Source organism: Polynucleobacter sp. HIN8, assembly GCF_030297615.1.
In the GTDB taxonomy this organism is placed as follows: Bacteria; Pseudomonadota; Gammaproteobacteria; order Burkholderiales; family Burkholderiaceae; genus Polynucleobacter.
In genome coordinates this window covers 38,181-60,551 of sequence record NZ_AP028139.1, presented here as the reverse complement: position 1 = coordinate 60,551, position 22,371 = coordinate 38,181, and the positions used below count along the sequence as shown (strand labels likewise).

The window sequence follows — 22,371 nt, the reverse complement described above, 5'->3', positions numbered from 1 at the left end:
GCTTTACCCGATCACTTTCACAAGGTATGAAACCTTATTAATCATTCCCCGGACCGCCGGAGTATCTTGTAACTCTGAAACCGAGTTGAGGCGGCCAAGGCCTAAACCACGAACCGTGGCACGATGGCTCTCGCGAGTACCGATTAAGCTACGCACTAGCTGAAGCTTGACCTTTGAATTTGTTTGTGTGTTTGCCATTTTTTACTTTCGATTACAGGCTATTAACCCAAAATTTCTTCAACTGACTTTCCGCGCTTAGCTGCGATTTCTGCAGGCGTACTCATCTTGCTTAAACCATCTAAAGTTGCACGTACCATGTTGTAGGGATTGGTTGAACCAATCGACTTAGCAACAACGTTGGTTACGCCCATCACATCAAAAATTGCGCGCATTGGACCACCAGCAATCACGCCAGTACCTTCTTTAGCGGGAGAAATCAGAACGCGCGATGCGCCATGCTGACCAATCACAGAATGTTGCAGCGTTCCCTTACGAAGAGGGACCTTAATCATTTTGCGGCGAGCTTCGTCCATAGCCTTTTGAACAGCGACTGGAACTTCCTTCGATTTCCCTTTGCCCATTCCAATGCGTCCATCACCATCACCAACGACGGTCAAAGCAGCAAAGCCAAGAATACGGCCGCCCTTAACCACTTTGGTTACGCGATTAACAGCAATCATCTTCTCGCGTAGACCGTCATCGCGCTCTTCAGACTGAATTTTGGTTTGCATTTTTGCCATAATTTTTTCCTAAACCGTTTCTTAGAACTTCAAGCCGGCTTCACGCGCAGCTTCAGCAAGGGCCTTAATGCGGCCGTGGTAACGATGTCCCGCACGATCAAAAGCAACGCTTTCAACACCAGCCTTTTTTGCACGCTCAGCAATTAATTTGCCAATGGTTTGCGCCGCTTGGCTATTTCCACCATTTTTTACCGATGTACGCAAATCCTTTTCCATCGTCGAAGCCGCAGCAACCACTTTGCTACCACATGGGCTATAGACCTGGGCAGAGATATGGCAATTACTCCGAATCACCGTCAAGCGATGAGCCAATAGCTCAGCAATCTTGATACGGGTTTGACGCGCACGTCTTTGTCTTGTTTCGTTTTTATTCATATCGAATCTCGGCTTTACTTAATTACTTCTTCTTGGTTTCTTTAAGGTGAACCACTTCGTCAACATAACGAACGCCCTTGCCCTTATAGGGCTCTGGAGAGCGATGCGCACGAACTTCGGCAGCAACCTGACCAACTTGTTGCTTATTGGCACCTTTAATAATGATTTCAGTTTGCGAAGGGGTTTCCGCTTTGACACCAGTAGGCAGTGGATAGTTAATTTCGTGCGAGAAACCCAATTGCAATTTCAAGGAATTGCCTTGCGCTTGCGCACGATAACCCACGCCAACTAAGCTCAGCTTACGCTCAAACCCCTGGGTTACGCCAACGACCATGTTGTTGACCAATGCTCGGGTTGTTCCCGAGAGTGCATTCGCTTCTGGCGAGTTGTCTTTAATAGCAACCGTTATAACGCCATCTTTATGTTCAACGCCAACACTGGGATGCAATGTATGGGTGAGAGTACCCAAAGGCCCTTTCACTGTTAACAAGGTGTTTGCAATACTGATCTCAGCACCTTTTGGCACTGTAATGGGAGATTTACCAACTCGTGACATCGTTCTCTCCTTAAGCCACGTAGCAAATGACTTCGCCACCCACGCCAGATGCGCGTGCTTTGCGATCAGTCATCAAACCTTGCGGTGTTGAAATTATGGCAACACCCAAGCCATTCATCACTTCAGGAATATCATGACGACCTTTGTAAATACGCAAGCTAGGGGTTGAAACTCGCTCAATTCGTTCAATCACAGGACGGCCAGCGTAGTATTTGAGATCAATCTTTAATACGGGCTTGGCTGCTTCACCAGTGATTTCATAACTATCGATATAGCCTTCGTCTTTCAAGACTTTTGCGATAGCAACTTTTAATTTGGACGACGGCATGGTGACCAAGGTTTTCTGCACCGCTTGCGCGTTGCGAATTCTAGTCAACATATCGGCGATTGGATCACTAATACTCATGGGTTCTCCTAAATTCTTTCGCCGCTTACCAGCTGGCCTTGGTTAAACCGGGGATCTCGCCACGGAAAGCAATCTCACGGATCTTGCCGCGCGCTAAACCAAATTTGCGGAAGGTGCCACGTGGACGACCGGTTAATGAACAACGATTACGTTGACGAATAGGGCTCGCATTGCGCGGCAGTGATTGCATCTTCAAACGGGCCTCATAGCGCTCTTCATCGCTACGGCTTGTGTCATTAATGATCGACTTAAGCTCAGCGCGCTTATGCGTATATTTTGCAACCAACTTAGCGCGTTTTTTCTCACGCTCAATTAAAGATAGTTTTGCCACGTTTGCCTCTTAATTGCGAAATGGAAATTTAAACGCCGCTAACAATGCTTTAGCTTCTTCATCGGTTTTAGCGGTGGTTGTAATACTGATATTGAGACCACGCAATGCATCGATTTTGTCGTACTCAATCTCAGGGAAAATAATCTGCTCTTTAACGCCAATGTTGTAATTACCACGGCCATCAAACGCTTTGCCAGAGATTCCGCGGAAATCGCGTACACGTGGCAAAGAAACTGTAATAAAACGATCTAAAAATTCATACATGCGAGTACCTCGCAGAGTAACCATCGCACCGATAGGGTAGCCTTGGCGAATCTTAAATCCCGCAATCGCTTTACGCGCCTTCGTGATAACTGGTTTTTGACCAGCAACTTTAGTTAGATCACCAACCGCGTGTTCGATTACTTTTTTGTCATTTACGGCCTCACCTAAACCCATGTTGAGGGTAATTTTGGTAATGCGAGGGACCTCCATCACAGACTTGTAGCCAAACTGCTGCATCAAGTTTGCAACAACTGTATTTTTGTAATGCTCTTGTAAACGGGTGCTCATAATTTCTCCGAACCTTAAGCGCTTAATGTCGCGCCAGTGGTTTTTAAATAACGCACTTTTTTGCCATCAACCAACTTAATGCCAACACGGGATGGCTTACCGTTTGCATCTATTAATGCAATATTGGAAGCGGCAATTGGCATGGTCTTATCTACGGTTCCGCCAGTGGTTCCATCGTTGGGATTGGGCTTCACATTCTTTTTGTAAATGTTCACGCCCTCAACCACAAATTTGTTTTCGAGAATTCCGGTAACCGTTCCTTTTTTACCCTTATCACGCCCAGTAAGAACAATCACGGAGTCGCCTTTACGAATCTTTTTCATAGTGACCTCTTTAAATAACTTCTGGGGCAAGAGAAACAATCTTCATGAAACGCTCTGTACGTAGCTCACGCGTGACTGGTCCAAAAATACGGGTACCAATTGGCTCAAGCTTTGCATTTAGCAAAACAGCAGCGTTCTCATCAAATTTAATTAAGGAGCCGTCTGGACGACGAACGCCTTTCGCAGTCCGAACAACTACTGCGTTATAAATATCGCCTTTTTTAACTCGACCACGAGGAGCGGCAGCTTTTACGCTAACCTTAATGACATCACCAATATTGGCATAACGGCGCTTTGAACCGCCCAATACCTTGATGCACAAAACTTCGCTCGCGCCAGTGTTATCGGCGACTTGCAACCTGCTTTCAGTCTGAATCATTTTGTCTAATCCCCAACTTGTACGCCAATGGCGTCAGTCTTGGTTCCGTCTATGAGCCCATCGCATTGCTGCAAAGTAGCTCGGATTTAATAAAAATTACTTATAAATCAACAACTTAATAAAACTATATATTTCCGTCATTTGATCTATTTAATAACGGAAAGCCTTTGATTCTACTTCAAAAAACTGTGTTTTGACAATATCTTGTCAAAATTTCAACTTAAATTCCTTTAGAAGCCTCAACTAGGCGGGTTACTACCCAGGCCTTCGTTTTAGCCATTGGCTTGCCTTCTGTAATTTCCACGGTGTCGCCCATCTTGTACTGATTGGTCTCATCGTGTGCGTGATACTTTTTTGACTTACCAACGTATTTGCCAATTACAGGATGCTTCACCTGACGCTCAACTTGAACAGTCACGGTTTTTTGCATCTTGTCGCTAACGACACGACCAACCAAGGTGCGGCGCAAGGGTTTGGAGATTTCTGTCATATCTCGATCCTAATTATTTCTGAATAGTCTTTTGGGTGATAAAGGTTTTAACGCGAGCAATGTCACGCTTTACCTGTCCCAATTGACTGGTATTTTGAAGTTGCTGAGTTGCTTTTTGCATACGCAGCTTGAAATGGGTTTTTAGCAATTCAGACAACTCTTGGTTAAGAGCGCCTAAATCTTTGCTTTGGAGTTCTTTGCTTTTCATGATGGATTCCTGATTAAGCGCCGATTTGACGAATCACAAAGGTTGTTTGAATGGGCAACTTGGATGCGGCTAGACGGAATGCCTCTCTCGCTAGAGTTTCATCAACACCGTCCATCTCATACAGAACCTTGCCCGGCTGAATCTCGGCAACGTAGTATTCTGGGTTACCTTTTCCGTTACCCATACGCACTTCAGCAGGCTTTTGAGAAATTGGCTTGTCTGGGAAAATACGAATCCATATTCTTCCGCCGCGCTTAATATGGCGGGTCATTGCGCGTCGTGCAGACTCAATTTGACGCGCCGTTAAACGACCACGGCCAACTGCCTTCAGACCAAAATCTCCGAAAGCAACTGAACTACCGCGTGTGGCAACACCGGTATTACGACCTTTTTGTTCTTTACGATATTTGCGACGCTTTGGTTGCAGCATGCTTACTCTCCTGCCTTTTTCGTTTCGGTGCTAGCAGCCGCTTTGCGAACCCGCTTTACAGTGGGTTTCACCGCTGGCTTCTCTTCACTGGGCTTGGCTGACGAATCAGCGCCGGCTGCACGACGCACAGTCTTAGCAGGTGCACGACGTGGTTTTTTCTCCTCGGCTACAGGGGCCTCTGGTGCTGCATTTTGAGTCAATTGCGCATCTGCGCCACGACCCAAGGTGTCGCCTTTGTAAACCCAAACCTTGACGCCAATAATGCCGTATGTTGTTTCTGCCTCTGATGTGGCGTAATCAATATCAGCCTTTAGGGTATGGAGTGGAACGCGGCCCTCACGATACCATTCGCGACGAGCAATTTCAGCACCATTCAAACGTCCAGAGGACATAATCTTGATGCCCTGAGCACCAAGACGCATTGCACTTTGCATCGCACGCTTCATGGCACGACGGAACATGATGCGTTTTTCAAGCTGTTGAGTAATTGAGTCTGCAATCAACTGGGCATCTACTTCGGGCTTACGAATCTCTTCAATATTGACATGAACAGGCACACCCATGCGCTTTTGCAGTTCTTTGCGGAGAACTTCAATATCTTCGCCTTTCTTGCCAATTACGACGCCAGGACGCGAACTAAAAATAGTGATTCGTGCATTCTTAGCAGGACGCTCAATCAACACTTTACTAACAGAAGCATTCTTTAGCTTCTTCTTCAGGTAATTGCGTACCTCAACATCCTCTTTAAGCATGTTGGCAAAATCATTGCTATTGGCATACCAACGGGATGTCCAGTTACGGCTTACCGATAGACGAAATCCATTTGGATTAATTTTTTGGCCCATGTCTTTCCTTAATTACTCAAGGTCACGCTAATGTGACAACTTTGTTTCTCAATGCGGTTACCGCGGCCTTTGGCTCGAGCAGTAAAACGCTTTAATGATGTTGCTTTGTCAACAATCACAGCGGACACTTTGAGCTCATCAATGTCGGCACCTTTATTGTGCTCAGCATTGGCTATGGCGGACTCAACCACCTTCTTCATGATGAAAGCAGCTTTTTTGGGGCTGAAATTCAAAATGTTCATAGCGCGTGAAATCGGCAAACCACGAATTTGATCTGCCACTAAACGTGTTTTTTGGGCAGAAATTCGTGCGCCGCGGTGAATAGCTTTAACTTCCATCATCATCCCCTTACTTCTTCACAACTTTCTTGTCGGCAGAGTGTCCTTTGAACGTGCGCGTCAAAGCAAACTCACCAAGCTTGTGTCCAACCATGTTTTCAGAAACATAAACTGGAACGTGCTGTTTACCGTTGTGAACAGCGATTGTTAATCCAATGAAGTCAGGAAGAATGGTTGAACGACGCGACCATGTCTTAATTGGCTTCTTATCTTTATTGGCCTGAGCGGTCTCAACCTTTTTCACAAGGCTGGCATCGCAGAAAGGACCTTTTTTTGCAGAACGTGTCATTTATCTATTCCTTATCCATTAACGCTTTTGACGACGCTGAACAATCATGGTCGTTGTACGTTTATTGCGACGGGTACGATAGCCCTTCGTTGGGGTTCCCCATGGAGAGACGGGTACACGACCTTCGCCAGTTCGTCCTTCGCCACCACCATGAGGGTGGTCGATTGGGTTCATGGCTACACCACGCACTGTTGGACGAATACCGCGCCAACGGGTTGCGCCTGCTTTACCAATCTGACGCAAACTATGCTCTTCATTGCCTACTTCACCAATCGTGGCTCGGCAATCGATCAAAATACGGCGCACTTCTCCGGAGCGCAAACGAACCTGGCCATACACACCTTCGCGGGCCAACAACACAGCTGAGCTACCAGCAGAACGAGCGATTTGCGCACCCTTTCCAGGCAGCATCTCAACACAATGGATTGTGCTACCAATCGGTATGTTGCGAATTGGTAAATTATTTCCTGCTTTGATCGGAGCCTCGGCACCGTTCATCACTTGCTGACCGACGGTCATTCCCTTTGAGGCAATGATGTAGCGACGCTCACCGTCGGCAAAGACCAGAAGAGCAATATTTGCGCTACGGTTTGGATCATATTCCAGGCGCTCAACTTTAGCGGCGATACCATCTTTATCGTTGCGCTTAAAGTCAACCATGCGGTAGTGATGTTTGTGACCACCGCCCTTGTGACGTGTCGTAATGTGACCATTATTGTTACGACCAGCTTTTTGGAATTGTGGCTCAACCAAGGCTGCGAAAGGCTTGCCTTTATGCAGATCAGGATTGACTACCTTGACCATTGAACGACGACCTGGTGAGGTCGGTTTAGTTTTCATGAGCGGCATAATTAATTTGCCTCCGCTTCAAAGTTAATTTCTTGACCAGGCTTCAGATTGACATAGGCTTTCTTGGCGTGATCGCGTCGTCCCTCAAATCGGCCAAAGCGCTTTGGCTTACCTTTTTGATTAACGATTTGCACAGACTCCACTTCGACCTTGAAAAGCAATTCAACGGCCTGTTTTACATCAAGCTTATTTGCATCGCGCGCAACCTGAAAAATCACCTGCTCGTTCTTTTCGGCAACCATCGTCGCTTTTTCAGAAACAATGGGTCCAAGCAAAATCTGCATGAGACGATGATCGTTTTTACGTATTTGGCTCATTTCAGCAACTCCTCCATCTTGGCGATCGCTGCTTTGCTCACCAATACTTTTTGAAACTGAACTAATGACAAAGGGTCGGCATGCTGCGGTTCAACCACAGCAACCTTATGCAAATTGCGGGAAGCAAGATAAAGATTCTCACTAACTTCATCCAAAATAATTAGTACGGACTCAAGACCCATACCCTTTACTTTTTCAGCCAATAGTTTTGTCTTAGGCGCGTCTAGATTGAATTGATCAACCACATTTAAACGACCTTCCCGTGCCAACTGAGAAAGGATAGAGCGCATACCGGCGCGATACATTTTCTTGTTGACCTTGTGCGAGAAATTTTCTTCTGGGGAGTTCGGGAATATCCGACCGCCTCCGCGCCACAATGGCGAGGAGCTCATACCAGCACGAGCGCGACCAGTACCTTTTTGGCGCCATGGTTTTTTCGTGCTGTGCTTAACCTGCTCACGATCTTTTTGAGCACGATTACCGCTACGTGCATTCGCTTGATAAGCAACTACGATTTGATGAACCAGTGCCTCGTTGTACTCACGCTCAAATACTTCGGGTGAGGCTTGTACACCAGCGCCTAGTTGACCGTTATCTTGGAGAAGCTTGAGTTCCATATCTTCTCCTTATTTGTTTGCCGCAGCTTTAACAGCTGGGGTCACAAGTACTTTTCCACCAGGAGCACCGGGAACGGCGCCCTTGACCATAATTAGATTGCGCTCCGCATCAATGCGAGCAATCACGAGATTTTGAACCGTACGGGTTACATCACCCAAATGACCGGTCATGCGCTTACCAGGAAAAACGCGGCCTGGATCTTGCGCCATACCAATAGAGCCTGGAACATTGTGTGAACGGGAGTTACCATGACTCGCACGACCAGAGGCGAAGTGGTAGCGCTTAATCGTTCCAGCGTAGCCCTTACCGATCGTTACGCCTTGCACATCCACTTTTTGACCAGCAGCAAAAACATCAACGCCAACAACTTGACCAGGCTTCATCTCGGCCAATTTTTCAGCATCAACATGGAATTCATTTAAGGCATTGCCAGCCATCACACCTGCTTTTGCAAAGTGTCCAGCCATCGCCTTGGTTACGCGGCTAGCGCGGCGTGTTCCGTGAGCTAACTGAACAGCATCATAGCCATCCGTTGCCTGGGTTTTCACTTGAGCAACCCGGTTATCGCTCACATCAATCACGGTGACAGGGATAGCTTCCCCTTCATCCGTAAACAGACGGGTCATGCCGACCTTACGGCCGATCAAGCCTAAGCTCATATTCTTACTCCAATGCTGACTTCGATTGGTCAGCGGAAATTTAATTTAACCCGTTTTATATAAAAATATTTATATAAAACAAGCACTTACAATTTATATACTACAAAACATGCATTTTAAAACTACGAAAAGCCTTCAATTCTAGCCTAAAAAAGCAAAACTAACAAACTTTCGGGCAACCTAGCTTACTGAAGCTTGATTTCAACATCCACACCGGCTGGCAAATCCAACTTCATCAGGGCGTCTACCGTTTTCTCGGTTGGGTCGACAATGTCCATCAAACGAAGGTGCGTACGAATCTCCATCTGATCCCGTGAAGTCTTGTTCACATGTGGAGAACGTAACAAATCAAAGCGCTCAATGCGGGTTGGCAAAGGGATTGGACCCTTGACAACTGCACCAGTACGCTTTGCAGTATCCACAATCTCAGCAGCAGATTGATCGATCAATCGATAATCAAAAGCCTTTAAACGAATTCTAATTTTCTGGTTTTGCATAGTTATTCCAAAGAGCAGTGCGGTGCTGCCGCGTTAATCATCCAACTAAAGAGCAAGGGAATATCTGCAGCACAAATATTCCCAATCGTGCAAAACAATTAAGCCAAAATCTTCGCAACCACACCCGCACCGACGGTACGACCGCCTTCACGGATTGCAAAGCGCAAGCCCTCTTCCATGGCGATGGGGGCAATGAGCTTCACGGTGATGGTGACGTTATCGCCAGGCATCACCATTTCTTTGTCTTTTGGCAACTCAATCGAGCCAGTGACATCGGTGGTACGGAAGTAAAACTGAGGACGGTAGTTGTTAAAGAAGGGGGTATGACGACCACCCTCATCTTTGGACAACACATAGACCTCGGCGGTAAAGTGGGTGTGGGGAGTAATCGAGCCCGGCTTGGCTAACACTTGGCCACGCTCGACTTCTTCGCGCTTGGTACCGCGCAAGAGAATACCAACGTTGTCACCGGCTTGACCTTGATCGAGCAGTTTACGGAACATCTCCACGCCAGTGCAGGTGGTCTTCAGCGTTGGCTTAATGCCCACGATCTCAATCTCTTCACCGACTTTCACAATCCCGCGCTCGACACGACCGGTCACCACGGTGCCACGACCAGAGATCGAGAACACGTCTTCGACTGGCATCAAGAACGCGCCATCAATCGCGCGCTCGGGGTTGGGGATATAGCTGTCTAAGGCTTCGGCAAGCTTCATGATCGCGCCTTCACCGAGCTCACCCTTGTCGCCTTCTAAGGCAAGCTTGGCAGAGCCCTTGACGATCGGGGTATCGTCGCCTGGGAACTCGTACTTGGAGAGCAGCTCACGCACTTCCATCTCCACGAGCTCTAAGAGTTCAGCATCGTCCACCATATCGCATTTGTTCATAAACACGATGATGTAAGGCACGCCGACTTGGCGAGCCAAGAGGATGTGCTCACGGGTTTGGGGCATGGGGCCGTCAGCGGCCGAGACCACCAAAATGGCGCCGTCCATCTGTGCTGCACCGGTAATCATGTTCTTCACGTAGTCGGCATGGCCTGGGCAATCGACGTGCGCGTAGTGACGGTTCTTGGTCTCGTACTCCACGTGGGCAGTATTAATCGTAATACCACGAGCCTTCTCTTCGGGAGCCGCATCGATCTGATCGTACGCTTTGGCTTCGCCACCAAAGAGCTTAGAGAGCACGGTGGTAATTGCTGCGGTGAGCGTGGTCTTACCGTGGTCGACGTGACCAATGGTGCCAACGTTCACATGGGGTTTAGTCCGTTCAAATTTTTCTTTTGCCATTTTGGGTGCCTTTTATTTAGCTAATCAATGTTCAAAAAATTACTTTGCTTTTGCTGCAATGACAGCGTCAGCGACGTTCTTTGGTGCTTCTGAGTAATGCTTAAATTCCATGGTATAGGTCGCGCGGCCTTGCGTTAATGAGCGCAAGCCGGTTGAATAGCCAAACATTTCTGCGAGGGGAACCTCGGCGCGCACAATCTTGCCGCCACCAGGAATGTCATCCATGCCTTGCATAATTCCACGGCGTGAGGATAAATCACCCATCACGTTACCCATGAAGTCTTCGGGCGTCTCAACTTCTACTGCCATCATTGGCTCAAGTAGTACTGGAGTTGCTTTACGCATTCCATCTTTGAACGCCATCGACGCCGCCATCTTGAATGCATTCTCATTTGAGTCAACATCGTGATAGGAACCAAAAAACAGGGTTGCCTTTACGTCAACCACTGGGTAGCCAGCAAGTACTCCGGCATTGAGTGTTTCAACGATACCCTTTTCAACGGCAGGAATGTATTCACGAGGAACGACACCGCCTTTGATTGCATCGACAAACTCAAAACCTTTACCTGGATCTTGTGGCTCCAGTTTTAACACCACATGTCCATATTGACCGCGGCCACCAGATTGCTTGACAAACTTGCCTTCGATTTCATCGCACACCTTACGAATCGTCTCGCGATAAGCAACTTGTGGTTTACCAACCGTTGCCTCAACGCCGAACTCGCGCTTCATACGGTCAACAATAATCTCAAGGTGTAACTCGCCCATTCCAGAAATAATGGTCTGGCCAGATTCTTCATCGGTCTTCACGCGGAACGATGGGTCCTCTTGTGCAAGGCGATTCAGAGCTAAGCCCATCTTCTCTTGGTCAGCTTTGGTTTTGGGCTCAACAGCCTGAGAAATCACTGGCTCTGGGAACACCATGCGCTCTAAGATCAAAATGTTGTCTGGATCGCAAAGGGTTTCGCCAGTGGTCGCTTCTTTTAAACCAACCGCAGCAGCGATGTCGCCAGCACGAACTTCTTTAATTTCTTCACGCTGATTAGCATGCATCTGGAGCAGACGACCAATACGCTCCTTCTTGCCCTTAATCGGGTTGTAAATGGTATCGCCAGAATTTACAACTCCAGAATAAACGCGGAAGAAAATTAACTGGCCAACAAATGGGTCAGTCATGATCTTAAATGCGAGTGCCGAGAACTTTTCGTCATCACTTGCTTTACGACTCGTTTCGCTTCCGTCTTCTTTTTCGCCTTTGACCGGGGGAATATCAACGGGTGATGGCAAGAAATCAACTACTGCGTCCAGCATGGCTTGAACACCTTTATTCTTAAAGGCGCTGCCACAAAGCATTGGCACGATTTCTCCAGCAATGGTGCGATGGCGCAACGCTTTTTTAATATCCTCTTCGGTGAGCGTTTCACCGCCAAGATATTTGTCCATCATTTCCTCAGAGCTCTCAGCCGCAGCCTCGAGCATTTTCTCGCGCCACTCTTCTGCAATTTCTTTTAGTTCTGCAGGGATGTCACCGTATGTAAATTTAGTTCCCTGAGAGGCGTCATCCCAAATAATGGCCTTCATCTTGATCAAGTCAATAACGCCTTGGAAATTTTCCTCAGCACCAATTGGAACTTGGATTGGAATTGGGTTCGCTTTAAGGCGGGCTTTCATTTGGTCATAGACCTTGAAGAAATTCGCGCCAGTACGATCCATTTTGTTCACAAAGGCCAATCGAGGAACTCTGTATTTGTTTGCTTGACGCCAAACGGTTTCGGATTGGGGCTGAACTCCGCCCACCGCGCAGTAAACCATGCAAGCGCCATCCAATACACGCATTGAGCGCTCTACTTCGATCGTGAAGTCAACGTGACCCGGTGTGTCAATGATATTGATGCGATGCTCTGGATAATTACCAGCCATGCCTTTCCAGAATGCAGTTGTCGCTGCTGAGGTGATGGTAATTCCACGCTCTTGCTCTTGCTCCATCCAGTCCATCGTGGCAGCGCCATCATGAACTTCGCCGATTTTGTGATTTACGCCGGTATAAAACAACACGCGTTCTGTCGTCGTTGTTTTGCCAGCATCAATGTGTGCAGAGATACCAATATTTCGATAGCGCTCAATGGGGGTTTTACGTGCCACTTTTTCCTCTTTCGGTTAGAGCGTTAGAAACGGAAATGCGAGAAGGCTTTGTTGGCTTCAGCCATGCGGTGAACCTCTTCACGCTTCTTCATTGCGCCGCCACGACCTTCGGCAGCTTCCAATAATTCATTTGCCAAACGCTGTGCCATGGATTTCTCACCACGTTTCTTAGCAGCCTCTCTTAGCCAGCGCATCGCCAACGCAGACCGACGCGATGGACGAACTTCAACAGGCACTTGATAGTTGGCACCGCCAACGCGGCGGCTTTTGACCTCAACCATGGGTTTTACATTTCCCATCGCAGTCGAGAAAATCTCGAGAGGCTCTTTGTTAGCTTTTTTCTCAATGTGCTCAAAGGCACCATAAACGATACGCTCTGCAACGGACTTCTTACCGTCAAGCATTAAGACGTTCATGAACTTAGCAACTTCCACATTCCCAAATTTTGGGTCAGGAAGAATTTCCCGTTTCGGGACTTCGCGACGACGCGGCATAACAACTCCTATCTATTCAGTTAGGGAACATTCCCTTAGCTACTCAACAACTTTGTATCAAAGCGAAGTAGCCACTTACTTGCCAAAATGGCCGTTACTACAAAAACAACTAAATCAAATTACGCTTTCTTAGCGCGCTTTGCACCATACTTGGATCGAGCCTGCTTACGATCTTTAACGCCCTGTAAGTCAAGAGATCCACGAACAATGTGATAGCGCACACCAGGCAGGTCTTTTACACGACCGCCGCGGATTAGCACTACCGAGTGCTCTTGAAGATTGTGACCCTCACCACCGATGTATGAGATCACCTCAAAACCGTTGGTTAAGCGAACCTTTGCCACTTTACGCAATGCCGAATTTGGCTTTTTTGGTGTCGTCGTGTAAACACGGGTACAAACACCGCGACGCTGGGGGCTATTCTGCAACGCAGGGCTTTTGCTCTTGATGACTAGTCGTGAGCGCGGCTTACGCAGCAGCTGATTAATTGTTGGCATAAATATATACTCGCTTATTACTTTTATCTTTAAAATCAATAACTTATTAAATTTAACTGGCTATTTACTAAACAATTGATTTTGTTATAAATCAGTAGAACTGAGCATTCTAGCTTGACCAGCCCTTCCCGTCAACTTGTTGGGAAAGACTGGTCAATGTGCCGATGGCTACCCTAACTTTGCTCAGCTTCACCTTCAGGGGTCGCAGCAGCCTCAACTTGTTCAGCCACAGCACCAGCATCCAAGGCTAGAGCCTCTTCAGCGGCAATCATCTGGGCACGATCACGCTCAAATTGCTCTCGCACTTTTCTCGCCCGACGATAGGCCAAACCAGTACCCGCTGGAATTAGTCGACCAATAATGACGTTTTCCTTTAAGCCTCTTAAGGTGTCCACTTTGCCCATGATGGCTGCTTCCGTTAAAACACGGGTGGTCTCTTGGAAGGATGCCGCCGAAATAAAGCTATCGGTCGACAAGGATGCCTTCGTGATTCCAAGCAGAATGTTTTCGAACTGAGCGGGTTGTTTACCTTCTGCGATGACTCGATCATTTTCGTCATACAGCTTGGAGCGCTCTACTTGCTCACCGGTAATGAAGTTCGTATCGCCAGCATTGGTAATCTGAACACGACGCAACATTTGGCGCACAATTACTTCGATGTGCTTATCGTTGATTTTTACACCTTGTAGTCGATAAACGTCTTGAACCTCATCGACGATGTAGATCGCTAATTCTTCAATTCCCTTGAGATGCAAAATATCGTGTGGATCCGCTGGGCCTTCCACAATCATTTCGCCCTTGTTCACCACTTGACCATCATGAACTAAGACCTGCTTCTCTTTTGGAATGAGGAATTCGCTGCTCTCACCATCCATATCGGTAATGACCAAGCGCTGCTTACCCTTTGTTTCTTTACCAAACGAAACGGTTCCAGTCACCTTGGCCAAAATAGCAGCATCTTTCGGTGAGCGAGCTTCGAAAAGTTCAGCAACTCGTGGCAAGCCGCCAGTAATATCACGCGTCTTTTGTGACTCAATTGGAATACGTGCCAACACCTCACCAACCTCGATCTTCTGGCCATCTTTAACAGTAATCAATGCGCCTACTTGAAGGCCGATCGTTACTGGATGATCGGTACCAGCAATCTTGGTTTGATTTCCTTTTTCATCGAGCAACTGAATGACTGGACGCAAGCCTTTGCTGGCTGCTGAACGACGCTTACCATCAATCACCACTAAGGTTGATAAACCCGTAACTTCATCGACTTGCTTGGCAACCGTTACACCTTCTTCAACATTCTCAAAGCGTGCAATACCCGCATACTCAGAAATAATCGGGCGAGTTAATGGGTCCCACGTTGCAATGCTGGTTCCAGCTTTTACGCTTGCGCCCTCTTTCACTAGCAAGGTCGCTCCATATGGAATCTTATGGCGCTCGCGCTCGCGACCGTTGTCATCTAAGACCAAGGCCTCGCCCGAACGAGAAATCACGACTTGCTCGCCCTTGGCATTAGTTACAAATCGCATGGTGGAGGAGAACTTCAATGAACCGTTGGACTTGACCTCCACGTTGCTAGCAACCAAAGCACGTGATGCCGCTCCGCCAATATGGAAGGTACGCATCGTTAACTGGGTGCCGGGCTCACCAATCGACTGAGCCGCGATTACACCAACTGCTTCACCCACATTAACCAGGCCGCCACGACCTAAATCACGTCCATAGCACTTGGCGCATAGACCATAACGTGTCTCGCAGGTAAGTACCGTACGTACCTTAACCTCGTCAATACCCAAATCAACGATTTGATCGACATGATCTTCCTCAAGCAAAGTATCGTGAGGAACAATGACCTCTTGAGTATCTGGATGCAAGATATCGCCAATGCACACGCGACCCAAAATACGATCACGCAAGGCCTCAATGATTTCACCACCCTCCACCAAAGCACGCATCGTTACACCATTGCTTGCGCCGCAATCTTCTTCAACGACAACCAGATCTTGCGTCACATCGCATAAACGACGCGTCAAGTAGCCGGAATTTGCAGTCTTCAACGCAGTATCTGCAAGACCCTTACGAGCGCCGTGAGTAGAAATGAAGTACTGCAAAACGTTCAAGCCTTCACGGAAGTTCGCGGTAATTGGCGTTTCAATGATTGAGCCGTCGGGCTTGGCCATCAAGCCTCGCATTCCAGCAAGCTGACGAATCTGTGCTGCTGAGCCACGCGCTCCAGAGTCAGCCATCATATAAATGGAATTAAAGGACTCCTGGCGCACTGACCTGCCGTTGCGATCGGTTACGTCAACATGCGATAACTCATCCATCATCGCCTTGCCAACCTGATCACCAGCCGCACCCCAAATATCAACGACGTTGTTATAACGCTCTTGATTGGTTACCAAGCCTGACATAAATTGCTTGTCATACTCTTTCACTTTGCCGGCAGCTTCATTAATAATTCCGTCTTTCGAGCTTGGAATCAACATGTCATCGATGGCAATCGAGATGCCTGCCTTAGTTGCCAAACGGAAACCGGCCTGCAACAAACGATCGGCAAAAATAACGGTTTCACGCAAGCCGCACTTACGGAAGGAAGTATTGATCAGCCGCGAGATTTCTTTTTTCTTCAGCGGCTTGTTAATTTCTGCAAAAGCCATGCCTTTGGGCAAAATCTCAGACAAAATTGCGCGGCCTACCGACGTATGTTGAACCGATGTCTTGGCAACAAACCGCTCATCGCCTTCAGCATTTTTGTTCACCACTTCATACTCAGTGACGCGCACCGCGATCCGGGATGCGAGTTCTACAGTTCCAGCCTCATATGCCCGAATCACCTCAGGAATATCGGCAAATACCATGCCTTCGCCCTTGCCGTTAATCTTGTCACGCGTAGCGTAATACAAGCCTAACACCACATCCTGTGAGGGCACAATCGATGGCTCGCCGTTGGCAGGGAACAATACATTGTTCGATGCCAACATCAAAGTGCGGGCTTCCATTTGCGCCTCGAGTGAGAGCGGAACGTGAACCGCCATTTGGTCGCCGTCAAAGTCCGCATTGAACGCAGCGCAGACCAAGGGGTGCAACTGAATTGCCTTACCCTCAATTAACATTGGCTCAAACGCCTGAATACCAAGACGATGCAAAGTCGGGGCACGATTTAACAGAATCGGATGCTCCCGGATCACCTCTTCCAAAATATCCCAAACGATTGGGGTTTGGCTTTCCACCTCTTTCTTAGCAGCCTTGATGGTGGTTGCAATACCGAGTGTTTCAAGCTTATTAAAAATGAAGGGCTTAAATAACTCCAAAGCCATCAACTTTGGCAAGCCGCACTGATGCAATTTCAGCGTTGGGCCCACTACGATCACAGAACGACCCGAGTAGTCAACGCGCTTACCTAACAAGTTCTGACGGAAACGGCCGCTCTTACCTTTGATCATCTCAGCAAGCGACTTCAAGGGGCGCTTATTCGCTCCCGTCATTGCCTTACCACGACGACCGTTATCTAATAAAGAGTCAACCGCCTCTTGCAGCATGCGCTTTTCATTACGAACAATAATCTCTGGTGCGCGTAGCTCTAACAGACGACGCAAACGATTATTACGATTAATGACGCGACGATAAAGGTCGTTCAAGTCTGAGGTTGCAAAACGACCACCATCCAATGGCACCAAAGGACGCAGCTCAGGAGGCAATACTGGCAAAACCTCCATGATCATCCAGTCAGGCTTGATGCCCGAGCTTTGGAAGGCCTCTAAAACCTTGAGACGCTTGGCGTACTTTTTAATCTTGGCATCGCTGCCAGTTGCCTTCAGCTCTGAACGAATCGACTCTACTTCACGATCAATATTAATCGTGCGCAATAGCTCCCGAATACCTTCAGCGCCCATAATGGCCGTAAAGGCGCCCTCGCCAAACTCTTCCACCTTAGCGTTGTACTCATCCTCGGACATAATTTGACCACGCTTCATTGCGCCCTCAGGCGTTAAGCCGGGATCAACAACGACGTATGCCTCGAAATACAGAACACGCTCGATATCACGCAAGGTCATGTCTAAAACCATGCCCAAACGGGATGGCAACGACTTCAAAAACCAAATGTGCGCAACGGGAGCGGCGAGTTCAATATGTCCCATGCGCTCACGGCGCACCTTAGCCAAAGTGACCTCAACGCCGCATTTTTCACAAATAACACCGCGGAACTTGAGACGCTTATATTTACCGCACAAGCACTCATAGTCTTTAATCGGACCAAAAATCTTGGCACAAAAGAGACCGTCTCTTTCTGGTTTAAAGGTACGGTAATTAATCGTCTCGGGCTTACGAACTTCACCAAAAGACCACGAACGAATCTTCTCAGGGGAAGCTAAGCCAATTTTGATGGCATCAAACTGCTCTTCACCAGAGGTTTGCTTAAATAGATCGAGCAATGCTTTCATATCAGTTGCGCTCCATGTCAATGTCAATACCCAACGAACGGATTTCTTTCACCAGAACGTTGAACGATTCGGGCATGCCAGCATCAATCGTGTGCTCGCCCTTGACGATGTTTTCATAAACTTTGGTTCGCCCGGTGACGTCATCAGACTTCACGGTAAGCATCTCTTGCAAGACATAAGAGGCGCCATATGCTTCAAGTGCCCAAACTTCCATCTCACCAAAGCGCTGACCACCAAACTGGGCTTTTCCACCCAGAGGTTGCTGCGTCACCAAGGAGTATGGTCCGGTTGAGCGAGCATGCATCTTGTCATCAACCAAATGGTGTAATTTCAAGACATGCATTACACCAACGGTGACTGGGCGCTCAAATGCATCGCCAGTGCGTCCGTCATACAAGGTAATTTGCTGACGGGATGGAGTCATATGCAAACTCTTGGCCTGATCATCTGGATAGGCAAACTCCAACATCTTGCCAATCTCGTTCTCGGTAGCACCGTCAAAAACAGGGGTTGCAAATGGCAAGCCATTCTTTAGGTTGCTGGAAAGTTCCAGAATCTGCTCATCGCTAAAGTCATCGATATTTTCCTGACGACCTGTTTCGTTATAAAGCGTCTTAAAGAACTTTCTAAGATCAGCTACCTTAGCCTGCTCCTTGAGCATGGCATCAATCCGTTTACCAATACCCTGCGCAGCCCAACCCAAATGGGTTTCCAAAATCTGACCAACGTTCATCCGTGATGGAACGCCCAAGGGATTAAGCACGATATCAACCGAACGACCATCAGCCATATACGGCATGTCTTCGACTGGAACAATCTTGGATACGACGCCCTTATTGCCGTGACGTCCTGCCATCTTGTCACCAGGCTGCAAGCGGCGCTTCACAGCCAAATACACCTTCACCATCTTGGTAACGCCTGGAGGCAATTCATCGCCTTGGGTCAACTTCTTACGCTTTTCCTCAAACGCTGCATCAAATTGCTTGCGCTTTGCTTCAATCGAAGCTTTGATCGCTTCGACCTGTGTAGCGACATCTTCATCCGCCGGCCGAATGTCAAACCAATGGTAGCGATCCAACTCTGACAAATACTCTTTCGTAATCTTGCTACCTTTAGCTAATTTCTTGGGACCGCCATTGGCTGATTTATTTAAGAGTAGTTTTTGTAAACGATCAAATGCATCGCCCTCAACAATACGCAACTGGTCGTTCAGATCTAACCGATAGCGCTGGAGCTCTTCAGCAATAATCGATTGAGCGCGCGCATCACGCTCAATACCTTCACGAGTAAATACTTGAACGTCAATGACGGTACCACTCATTCCCGAGGGCACGCGCAATGAAGTATCTTTTACATCAGAGGCTTTTTCACCAAAGATTGCGCGCAATAACTTCTCTTCTGGAGTCAGGGTGGTCTCGCCTTTTGGCGTTACCTTACCGACCAATACATCACCAGCCTCAACCTCGGCACCGATATACACGATACCGCTTTCATCAAGGCGTGCTAATTGGGATTCGGCCAAATTAGAAATATCCCTTGAGATCTCTTCCGAGCCTAACTTTGTGTCTCGCGCTACAACCGATAGTTCCTCAATGTGAATGGAAGTATATCGATCATCCGCTACAACCTTCTCAGAAATCAAGATAGAGTCTTCAAAGTTATACCCATTCCAAGGCATAAAGGCGACGGTCATGTTTTGACCTAAGGCCAATTCACCAAGATCGGTTGAGGCGCCGTCTGCAACCACATCGCCACGCTTAACATGATCGCCAACTTGAACGATTGGGCGCTGGTTGATGTTGGTATTTTGGTTCGAGCGCGTGTACTTAGTCAGGTTATAAATATCTACACCAACTTCACCGGCTGCGGTCTCATCGTCGTTTACACGAATCACGATTCGGTTCGCATCCACATAATCGACCACACCGCCGCGAGTTGCCATCACCACAGTTCCAGAGTCGAGGGCCACAATGCGCTCAAGACCTGTACCAACTAATGGTTTGTCAGGACGCAAACAAGGAACGGCTTGACGCTGCATGTTTGCACCCATCAATGCGCGGTTTGCATCATCATGCTCTAGGAATGGCACAAGTGAAGCTGCAGCAGAAACGATTTGGCTTGGCGCCACATCAATGTAATCAATCCGCTCTGGACCAACCATCATGGTCTCGCCTGCTTGGCGGGCAGATACTAATTCGTCTGCAAGCTTACCGTTTTTATCAATCGTGGCATTCGCCTGAGCGATGGTGTACTTCGCCTCTTCAATCGCCGACAAATACTCAACCTGATCGGTTACCTTGCCATTGCTTACCTTACGATATGGCGTCTCAAGAAAACCATGCTCATTTAATCGGGCAAACAAAGCGAGTGAATTAATCAAACCAATGTTTGGTCCCTCTGGGGTTTCAATTGGGCAAACCCGACCATAATGGGTTGGATGCACGTCGCGCACTTCAAAGCCGGCGCGCTCACGGGTTAATCCACCAGGCCCCAATGCCGAGATACGACGTTTATGCGTAATCTCAGACAATGGATTGGTTTGATCCATAAATTGCGATAGCTGCGATGAGCCAAAGAACTCACGAATCGCCGAAGAAATCGGTTTGCTATTAATTAAATCGTGGGGCATTAAGTTTTCGGTCTCGGCTTGACCAAGGCGCTCTTTTACTGCGCGTTCAACACGTGACAACCCGGCACGAAACTGGTTTTCTGCCAACTCACCAACACACCGCACACGACGATTACCGAGATGGTCAATGTCGTCGACCTCGCCTTTACCATTACGAAGATCAACCAAAATCTTGATGGTATCCATGATGTCTTCATTCGAGAGCACCATCGGGCCTTCCATCTCGCTACGACCCAAACGACTATTGACCTTCATGCGGCCAACGCGTGATAAATCATAAGAGTCTTCGCTATAGAACAGGCGCTGGAACAAAGCCTCAACCGCATCTTCAGTAGGTGGCTCGCCAGGACGCATCATGCGGTAAATGGCAATACGAGCAGCGGTTTGATCCGCAGTCTCATCCATGCGCAAGGTCTGCGAAATATAAGCGCCACAATCTAAGTCATTGGTATAAATAGTCTCAAATTGCTTAATGCCGCTCTCACGAAGTTTGGCTAAGAGATCTTCTGTAATCTCGTCGTTCGCACTTGCTAATACTTCGCCGGAATCCGGATCAACAATATTTTTAGCGACCACGCGACCAATTAAAGAATCATCCGGTACGGTAATAATTTTAGTTTTAGCAGCCTCAAGCTCACGAATATGCTTTGCATTGATGCGCTTGTCTTTTTGAACAACAACAACGCCATTCTTATCAACGATATCAAATCGAGCAACCTCACCACGCAAACGCTCTGGAACAAATTCCATGGACGCGCCTGACTGTGAGAGAGTGAAATGGTCAAAATTAAAGAAGTTTGCCAAAATCTGCTCGTTATTTAAGCCAATCGCTTTAAGCAAAATGGTGACGGGCATCTTACGACGACGGTCTACTCGGAAATACAAAATATCTTTGGGATCAAATTCAAAATCAAGCCAAGAGCCGCGATAGGGAATGATGCGCGCAGAGAACAAAAGCTTTCCTGAGCTGTGGGTTTTACCTTTGTCATGCTCAAAAAACACACCGGGTGAACGATGGAGCTGAGAAACAATCACACGCTCGGTGCCATTGATCACAAATGAGCCTGTATCAGTCATTAAGGGGATTTCACCCATATAGACTTCTTGCTCCTTCACCTCTTTTACCTTCTGCGGCGCCTCACGGTCATTAATGATCAAGCGTACTTTGGCGCGCAAGGCAGAGTGATAGGTCAGGCCACGCTGCTGACACTCTTTGACGTCAAATGGTGGTGGTGATAACTGATAGGACACATATTCCATGCGAGCGTATCCATTGTTGGATACGATCGGGAATATCGATGTAAATGCAGATTGAAGCCCCTCATTCGCTCTTGCGGTTGCAGGTTTATCAGCCTGCAAAAATTTAGCATAAGACTCGAGCTGGGTTGTAAGCAGGTATGGAACCTGATGATTGTTGGGTCGCTTAGCAAAACTCTTACGGATGCGCTTGCGTTCGGTGAAGCTATAGTTCATTTCATCTCCGATGGCAGCGACTGAGCAAAGATTTGGCGGCTGGCCTCTACCAGCCTCTGGCGGACAGCAAAACAATCTAAATTGTTATGCCCGACCAAACTTGTCTTCTGCAGTCGTATCAGAAGGCAAACCAGATTTCAGACTTACATCAGTAAATGTGAGATCTGGTTTGACCACTGAGGATCAAACCACGGAGAGCCCAT

The 22,371-nt window shown here is 47.7% G+C and carries 26 protein-coding genes; all 26 read right to left on the bottom strand.

Features of this window, described 5'->3' with window-relative positions; translation table 11 throughout:
• Positions 1-3: 3 nt before the first annotated feature.
• The 26 genes from rpmD to rpoB all read right to left on the bottom strand — a co-directional run bounded on the left by rpmD (position 4) and on the right by rpoB (position 22,168).
• Positions 4-198, bottom strand: a complete 195-nt coding sequence (rpmD, locus tag QUE65_RS00355; RefSeq protein ID WP_215370834.1) for a 50S ribosomal protein L30 — start codon at positions 196-198, stop codon at positions 4-6.
• A gap of 23 nt (positions 199-221) precedes the next feature.
• Positions 222-740: a 30S ribosomal protein S5 gene (gene rpsE / locus QUE65_RS00350; RefSeq protein WP_108507598.1), complete on the bottom strand. Its 519-nt coding sequence runs from the start codon at positions 738-740 to the stop codon at positions 222-224.
• Between the two features lie 21 nt (positions 741-761).
• Positions 762-1,115, bottom strand: a complete 354-nt coding sequence (gene rplR, locus QUE65_RS00345; RefSeq protein ID WP_215370832.1) for a 50S ribosomal protein L18 — start codon at positions 1,113-1,115, stop codon at positions 762-764.
• 22 nt (positions 1,116-1,137) lie between these two features.
• Entirely contained in the window at positions 1,138-1,671 is a 534-nt protein-coding gene (gene rplF / locus QUE65_RS00340) for a 50S ribosomal protein L6 (protein ID WP_286281104.1), read from the bottom strand.
• Positions 1,672-1,681: 10 nt separating this feature from the next.
• On the bottom strand, positions 1,682-2,077 hold the full coding sequence (rpsH, locus tag QUE65_RS00335; RefSeq protein WP_215370828.1) for a 30S ribosomal protein S8: 396 nt from the start codon (positions 2,075-2,077) through the stop codon (positions 1,682-1,684).
• Between the two features lie 25 nt (positions 2,078-2,102).
• Positions 2,103-2,408 (bottom strand): 30S ribosomal protein S14, encoded by a 306-nt coding sequence (gene rpsN / locus QUE65_RS00330; RefSeq protein ID WP_286281103.1) that lies wholly within the window; start codon positions 2,406-2,408, stop codon positions 2,103-2,105.
• Between the two features lie 9 nt (positions 2,409-2,417).
• The gene (gene rplE, locus QUE65_RS00325; RefSeq protein ID WP_286281102.1) at positions 2,418-2,960 is read right to left on the bottom strand and encodes a 50S ribosomal protein L5; all 543 of its coding nucleotides are present in this window, start codon (positions 2,958-2,960) and stop codon (positions 2,418-2,420) included.
• Between the two features lie 14 nt (positions 2,961-2,974).
• Positions 2,975-3,283 carry a 50S ribosomal protein L24 gene (gene rplX, locus QUE65_RS00320; protein ID WP_286281100.1) on the bottom strand — a complete coding sequence of 103 codons (309 nt, stop codon included), beginning with the start codon at positions 3,281-3,283 and terminating at the stop codon, positions 2,975-2,977.
• 10 nt (positions 3,284-3,293) lie between these two features.
• On the bottom strand, positions 3,294-3,662 hold the full coding sequence (gene rplN / locus QUE65_RS00315; RefSeq protein WP_108507591.1) for a 50S ribosomal protein L14: 369 nt from the start codon (positions 3,660-3,662) through the stop codon (positions 3,294-3,296).
• Positions 3,663-3,882: 220 nt separating this feature from the next.
• On the bottom strand, positions 3,883-4,152 hold the full coding sequence (rpsQ, locus tag QUE65_RS00310) for a 30S ribosomal protein S17 (RefSeq protein WP_108507590.1): 270 nt from the start codon (positions 4,150-4,152) through the stop codon (positions 3,883-3,885).
• Positions 4,153-4,165: 13 nt separating this feature from the next.
• A complete protein-coding gene (gene rpmC / locus QUE65_RS00305; protein WP_108507589.1) occupies positions 4,166-4,360 on the bottom strand; it encodes a 50S ribosomal protein L29 in 195 nt (64 codons plus the stop codon).
• Between the two features lie 13 nt (positions 4,361-4,373).
• Positions 4,374-4,790, bottom strand: a complete 417-nt coding sequence (gene rplP / locus QUE65_RS00300) for a 50S ribosomal protein L16 (protein ID WP_108507588.1) — start codon at positions 4,788-4,790, stop codon at positions 4,374-4,376.
• Between the two features lie 2 nt (positions 4,791-4,792).
• A complete protein-coding gene (gene rpsC / locus QUE65_RS00295; RefSeq protein WP_286281098.1) occupies positions 4,793-5,635 on the bottom strand; it encodes a 30S ribosomal protein S3 in 843 nt (280 codons plus the stop codon).
• A gap of 8 nt (positions 5,636-5,643) precedes the next feature.
• Positions 5,644-5,976 (bottom strand): 50S ribosomal protein L22, encoded by a 333-nt coding sequence (gene rplV, locus QUE65_RS00290; RefSeq protein ID WP_199908528.1) that lies wholly within the window; start codon positions 5,974-5,976, stop codon positions 5,644-5,646.
• 7 nt (positions 5,977-5,983) lie between these two features.
• Positions 5,984-6,262: a 30S ribosomal protein S19 gene (gene rpsS / locus QUE65_RS00285; protein ID WP_108507586.1), complete on the bottom strand. Its 279-nt coding sequence runs from the start codon at positions 6,260-6,262 to the stop codon at positions 5,984-5,986.
• Between the two features lie 18 nt (positions 6,263-6,280).
• Positions 6,281-7,111 carry a 50S ribosomal protein L2 gene (gene rplB, locus QUE65_RS00280; RefSeq protein ID WP_108507585.1) on the bottom strand — a complete coding sequence of 277 codons (831 nt, stop codon included), beginning with the start codon at positions 7,109-7,111 and terminating at the stop codon, positions 6,281-6,283.
• Between the two features lie 2 nt (positions 7,112-7,113).
• Complete coding sequence (rplW, locus tag QUE65_RS00275; protein ID WP_286281097.1) at positions 7,114-7,428, bottom strand: 50S ribosomal protein L23; 315 nt, start codon at positions 7,426-7,428, stop codon at positions 7,114-7,116.
• Positions 7,425-8,045, bottom strand: coding sequence for a 50S ribosomal protein L4 (rplD, locus tag QUE65_RS00270; RefSeq protein ID WP_108507583.1), 621 nt, complete (start codon positions 8,043-8,045; stop codon positions 7,425-7,427). Before rplD ends, rplW begins: the two co-directional genes overlap by 4 nt.
• A 9-nt stretch (positions 8,046-8,054) precedes the next feature.
• Positions 8,055-8,705 (bottom strand): 50S ribosomal protein L3, encoded by a 651-nt coding sequence (rplC, locus tag QUE65_RS00265; protein ID WP_286281095.1) that lies wholly within the window; start codon positions 8,703-8,705, stop codon positions 8,055-8,057.
• Positions 8,706-8,890: 185 nt separating this feature from the next.
• Entirely contained in the window at positions 8,891-9,202 is a 312-nt protein-coding gene (rpsJ, locus tag QUE65_RS00260) for a 30S ribosomal protein S10 (RefSeq protein WP_108507581.1), read from the bottom strand.
• 98 nt (positions 9,203-9,300) lie between these two features.
• Positions 9,301-10,491, bottom strand: coding sequence for an elongation factor Tu (gene tuf, locus QUE65_RS00255; RefSeq protein ID WP_108507569.1), 1,191 nt, complete (start codon positions 10,489-10,491; stop codon positions 9,301-9,303).
• Positions 10,492-10,530: 39 nt separating this feature from the next.
• Entirely contained in the window at positions 10,531-12,633 is a 2,103-nt protein-coding gene (gene fusA, locus QUE65_RS00250; RefSeq protein ID WP_215370810.1) for an elongation factor G, read from the bottom strand.
• Positions 12,634-12,656: 23 nt separating this feature from the next.
• Positions 12,657-13,127: a 30S ribosomal protein S7 gene (gene rpsG / locus QUE65_RS00245; protein WP_108507579.1), complete on the bottom strand. Its 471-nt coding sequence runs from the start codon at positions 13,125-13,127 to the stop codon at positions 12,657-12,659.
• A gap of 119 nt (positions 13,128-13,246) precedes the next feature.
• A complete protein-coding gene (gene rpsL / locus QUE65_RS00240; RefSeq protein ID WP_108507578.1) occupies positions 13,247-13,624 on the bottom strand; it encodes a 30S ribosomal protein S12 in 378 nt (125 codons plus the stop codon).
• Positions 13,625-13,797: 173 nt separating this feature from the next.
• On the bottom strand, positions 13,798-18,066 hold the full coding sequence (gene rpoC, locus QUE65_RS00235) for a DNA-directed RNA polymerase subunit beta' (protein ID WP_286281094.1): 4,269 nt from the start codon (positions 18,064-18,066) through the stop codon (positions 13,798-13,800).
• A gap of 1 nt (position 18,067) precedes the next feature.
• Positions 18,068-22,168, bottom strand: coding sequence for a DNA-directed RNA polymerase subunit beta (gene rpoB, locus QUE65_RS00230; RefSeq protein ID WP_286281092.1), 4,101 nt, complete (start codon positions 22,166-22,168; stop codon positions 18,068-18,070).
• Between the last annotated feature and the right edge of the window lie 203 nt (positions 22,169-22,371).

Coding starts and splice junctions, on each gene's coding strand:
- rplN (WP_108507591.1), bottom strand. CDS start 3,662: ATGATTCAGACTGAAAGCAGGTTGCAAGTCGCCGATAACACTGGCGCG.
- rplE (WP_286281102.1), bottom strand. CDS start 2,960: ATGAGCACCCGTTTACAAGAGCATTACAAAAATACAGTTGTTGCAAAC.
- rplP (WP_108507588.1), bottom strand. CDS start 4,790: ATGCTGCAACCAAAGCGTCGCAAATATCGTAAAGAACAAAAAGGTCGT.
- rpsH (WP_215370828.1), bottom strand. CDS start 2,077: ATGAGTATTAGTGATCCAATCGCCGATATGTTGACTAGAATTCGCAAC.
- rpmC (WP_108507589.1), bottom strand. CDS start 4,360: ATGAAAAGCAAAGAACTCCAAAGCAAAGATTTAGGCGCTCTTAACCAA.
- rpsE (WP_108507598.1), bottom strand. CDS start 740: ATGGCAAAAATGCAAACCAAAATTCAGTCTGAAGAGCGCGATGACGGT.
- rplC (WP_286281095.1), bottom strand. CDS start 8,705: ATGAGCTTAGGCTTGATCGGCCGTAAGGTCGGCATGACCCGTCTGTTT.
- rpsJ (WP_108507581.1), bottom strand. CDS start 9,202: ATGCAAAACCAGAAAATTAGAATTCGTTTAAAGGCTTTTGATTATCGA.
- rplD (WP_108507583.1), bottom strand. CDS start 8,045: ATGGAACTCAAGCTTCTCCAAGATAACGGTCAACTAGGCGCTGGTGTA.
- rpsL (WP_108507578.1), bottom strand. CDS start 13,624: ATGCCAACAATTAATCAGCTGCTGCGTAAGCCGCGCTCACGACTAGTC.
- rplV (WP_199908528.1), bottom strand. CDS start 5,976: ATGATGGAAGTTAAAGCTATTCACCGCGGCGCACGAATTTCTGCCCAA.
- rplB (WP_108507585.1), bottom strand. CDS start 7,111: ATGCCGCTCATGAAAACTAAACCGACCTCACCAGGTCGTCGTTCAATG.
- rplX (WP_286281100.1), bottom strand. CDS start 3,283: ATGAAAAAGATTCGTAAAGGCGACTCCGTGATTGTTCTTACTGGGCGT.
- rpsQ (WP_108507590.1), bottom strand. CDS start 4,152: ATGACAGAAATCTCCAAACCCTTGCGCCGCACCTTGGTTGGTCGTGTC.
- rpoC (WP_286281094.1), bottom strand. CDS start 18,066: ATGAAAGCATTGCTCGATCTATTTAAGCAAACCTCTGGTGAAGAGCAG.
- rpsC (WP_286281098.1), bottom strand. CDS start 5,635: ATGGGCCAAAAAATTAATCCAAATGGATTTCGTCTATCGGTAAGCCGT.
- rpoB (WP_286281092.1), bottom strand. CDS start 22,168: ATGAACTATAGCTTCACCGAACGCAAGCGCATCCGTAAGAGTTTTGCT.
- rplW (WP_286281097.1), bottom strand. CDS start 7,428: ATGAGCCAAATACGTAAAAACGATCATCGTCTCATGCAGATTTTGCTT.
- rpsG (WP_108507579.1), bottom strand. CDS start 13,127: ATGCCGCGTCGTCGCGAAGTCCCGAAACGGGAAATTCTTCCTGACCCA.
- rplF (WP_286281104.1), bottom strand. CDS start 1,671: ATGTCACGAGTTGGTAAATCTCCCATTACAGTGCCAAAAGGTGCTGAG.
- tuf (WP_108507569.1), bottom strand. CDS start 10,491: ATGGCAAAAGAAAAATTTGAACGGACTAAACCCCATGTGAACGTTGGC.
- rplR (WP_215370832.1), bottom strand. CDS start 1,115: ATGAATAAAAACGAAACAAGACAAAGACGTGCGCGTCAAACCCGTATC.
- rpsS (WP_108507586.1), bottom strand. CDS start 6,262: ATGACACGTTCTGCAAAAAAAGGTCCTTTCTGCGATGCCAGCCTTGTG.
- rpmD (WP_215370834.1), bottom strand. CDS start 198: ATGGCAAACACACAAACAAATTCAAAGGTCAAGCTTCAGCTAGTGCGT.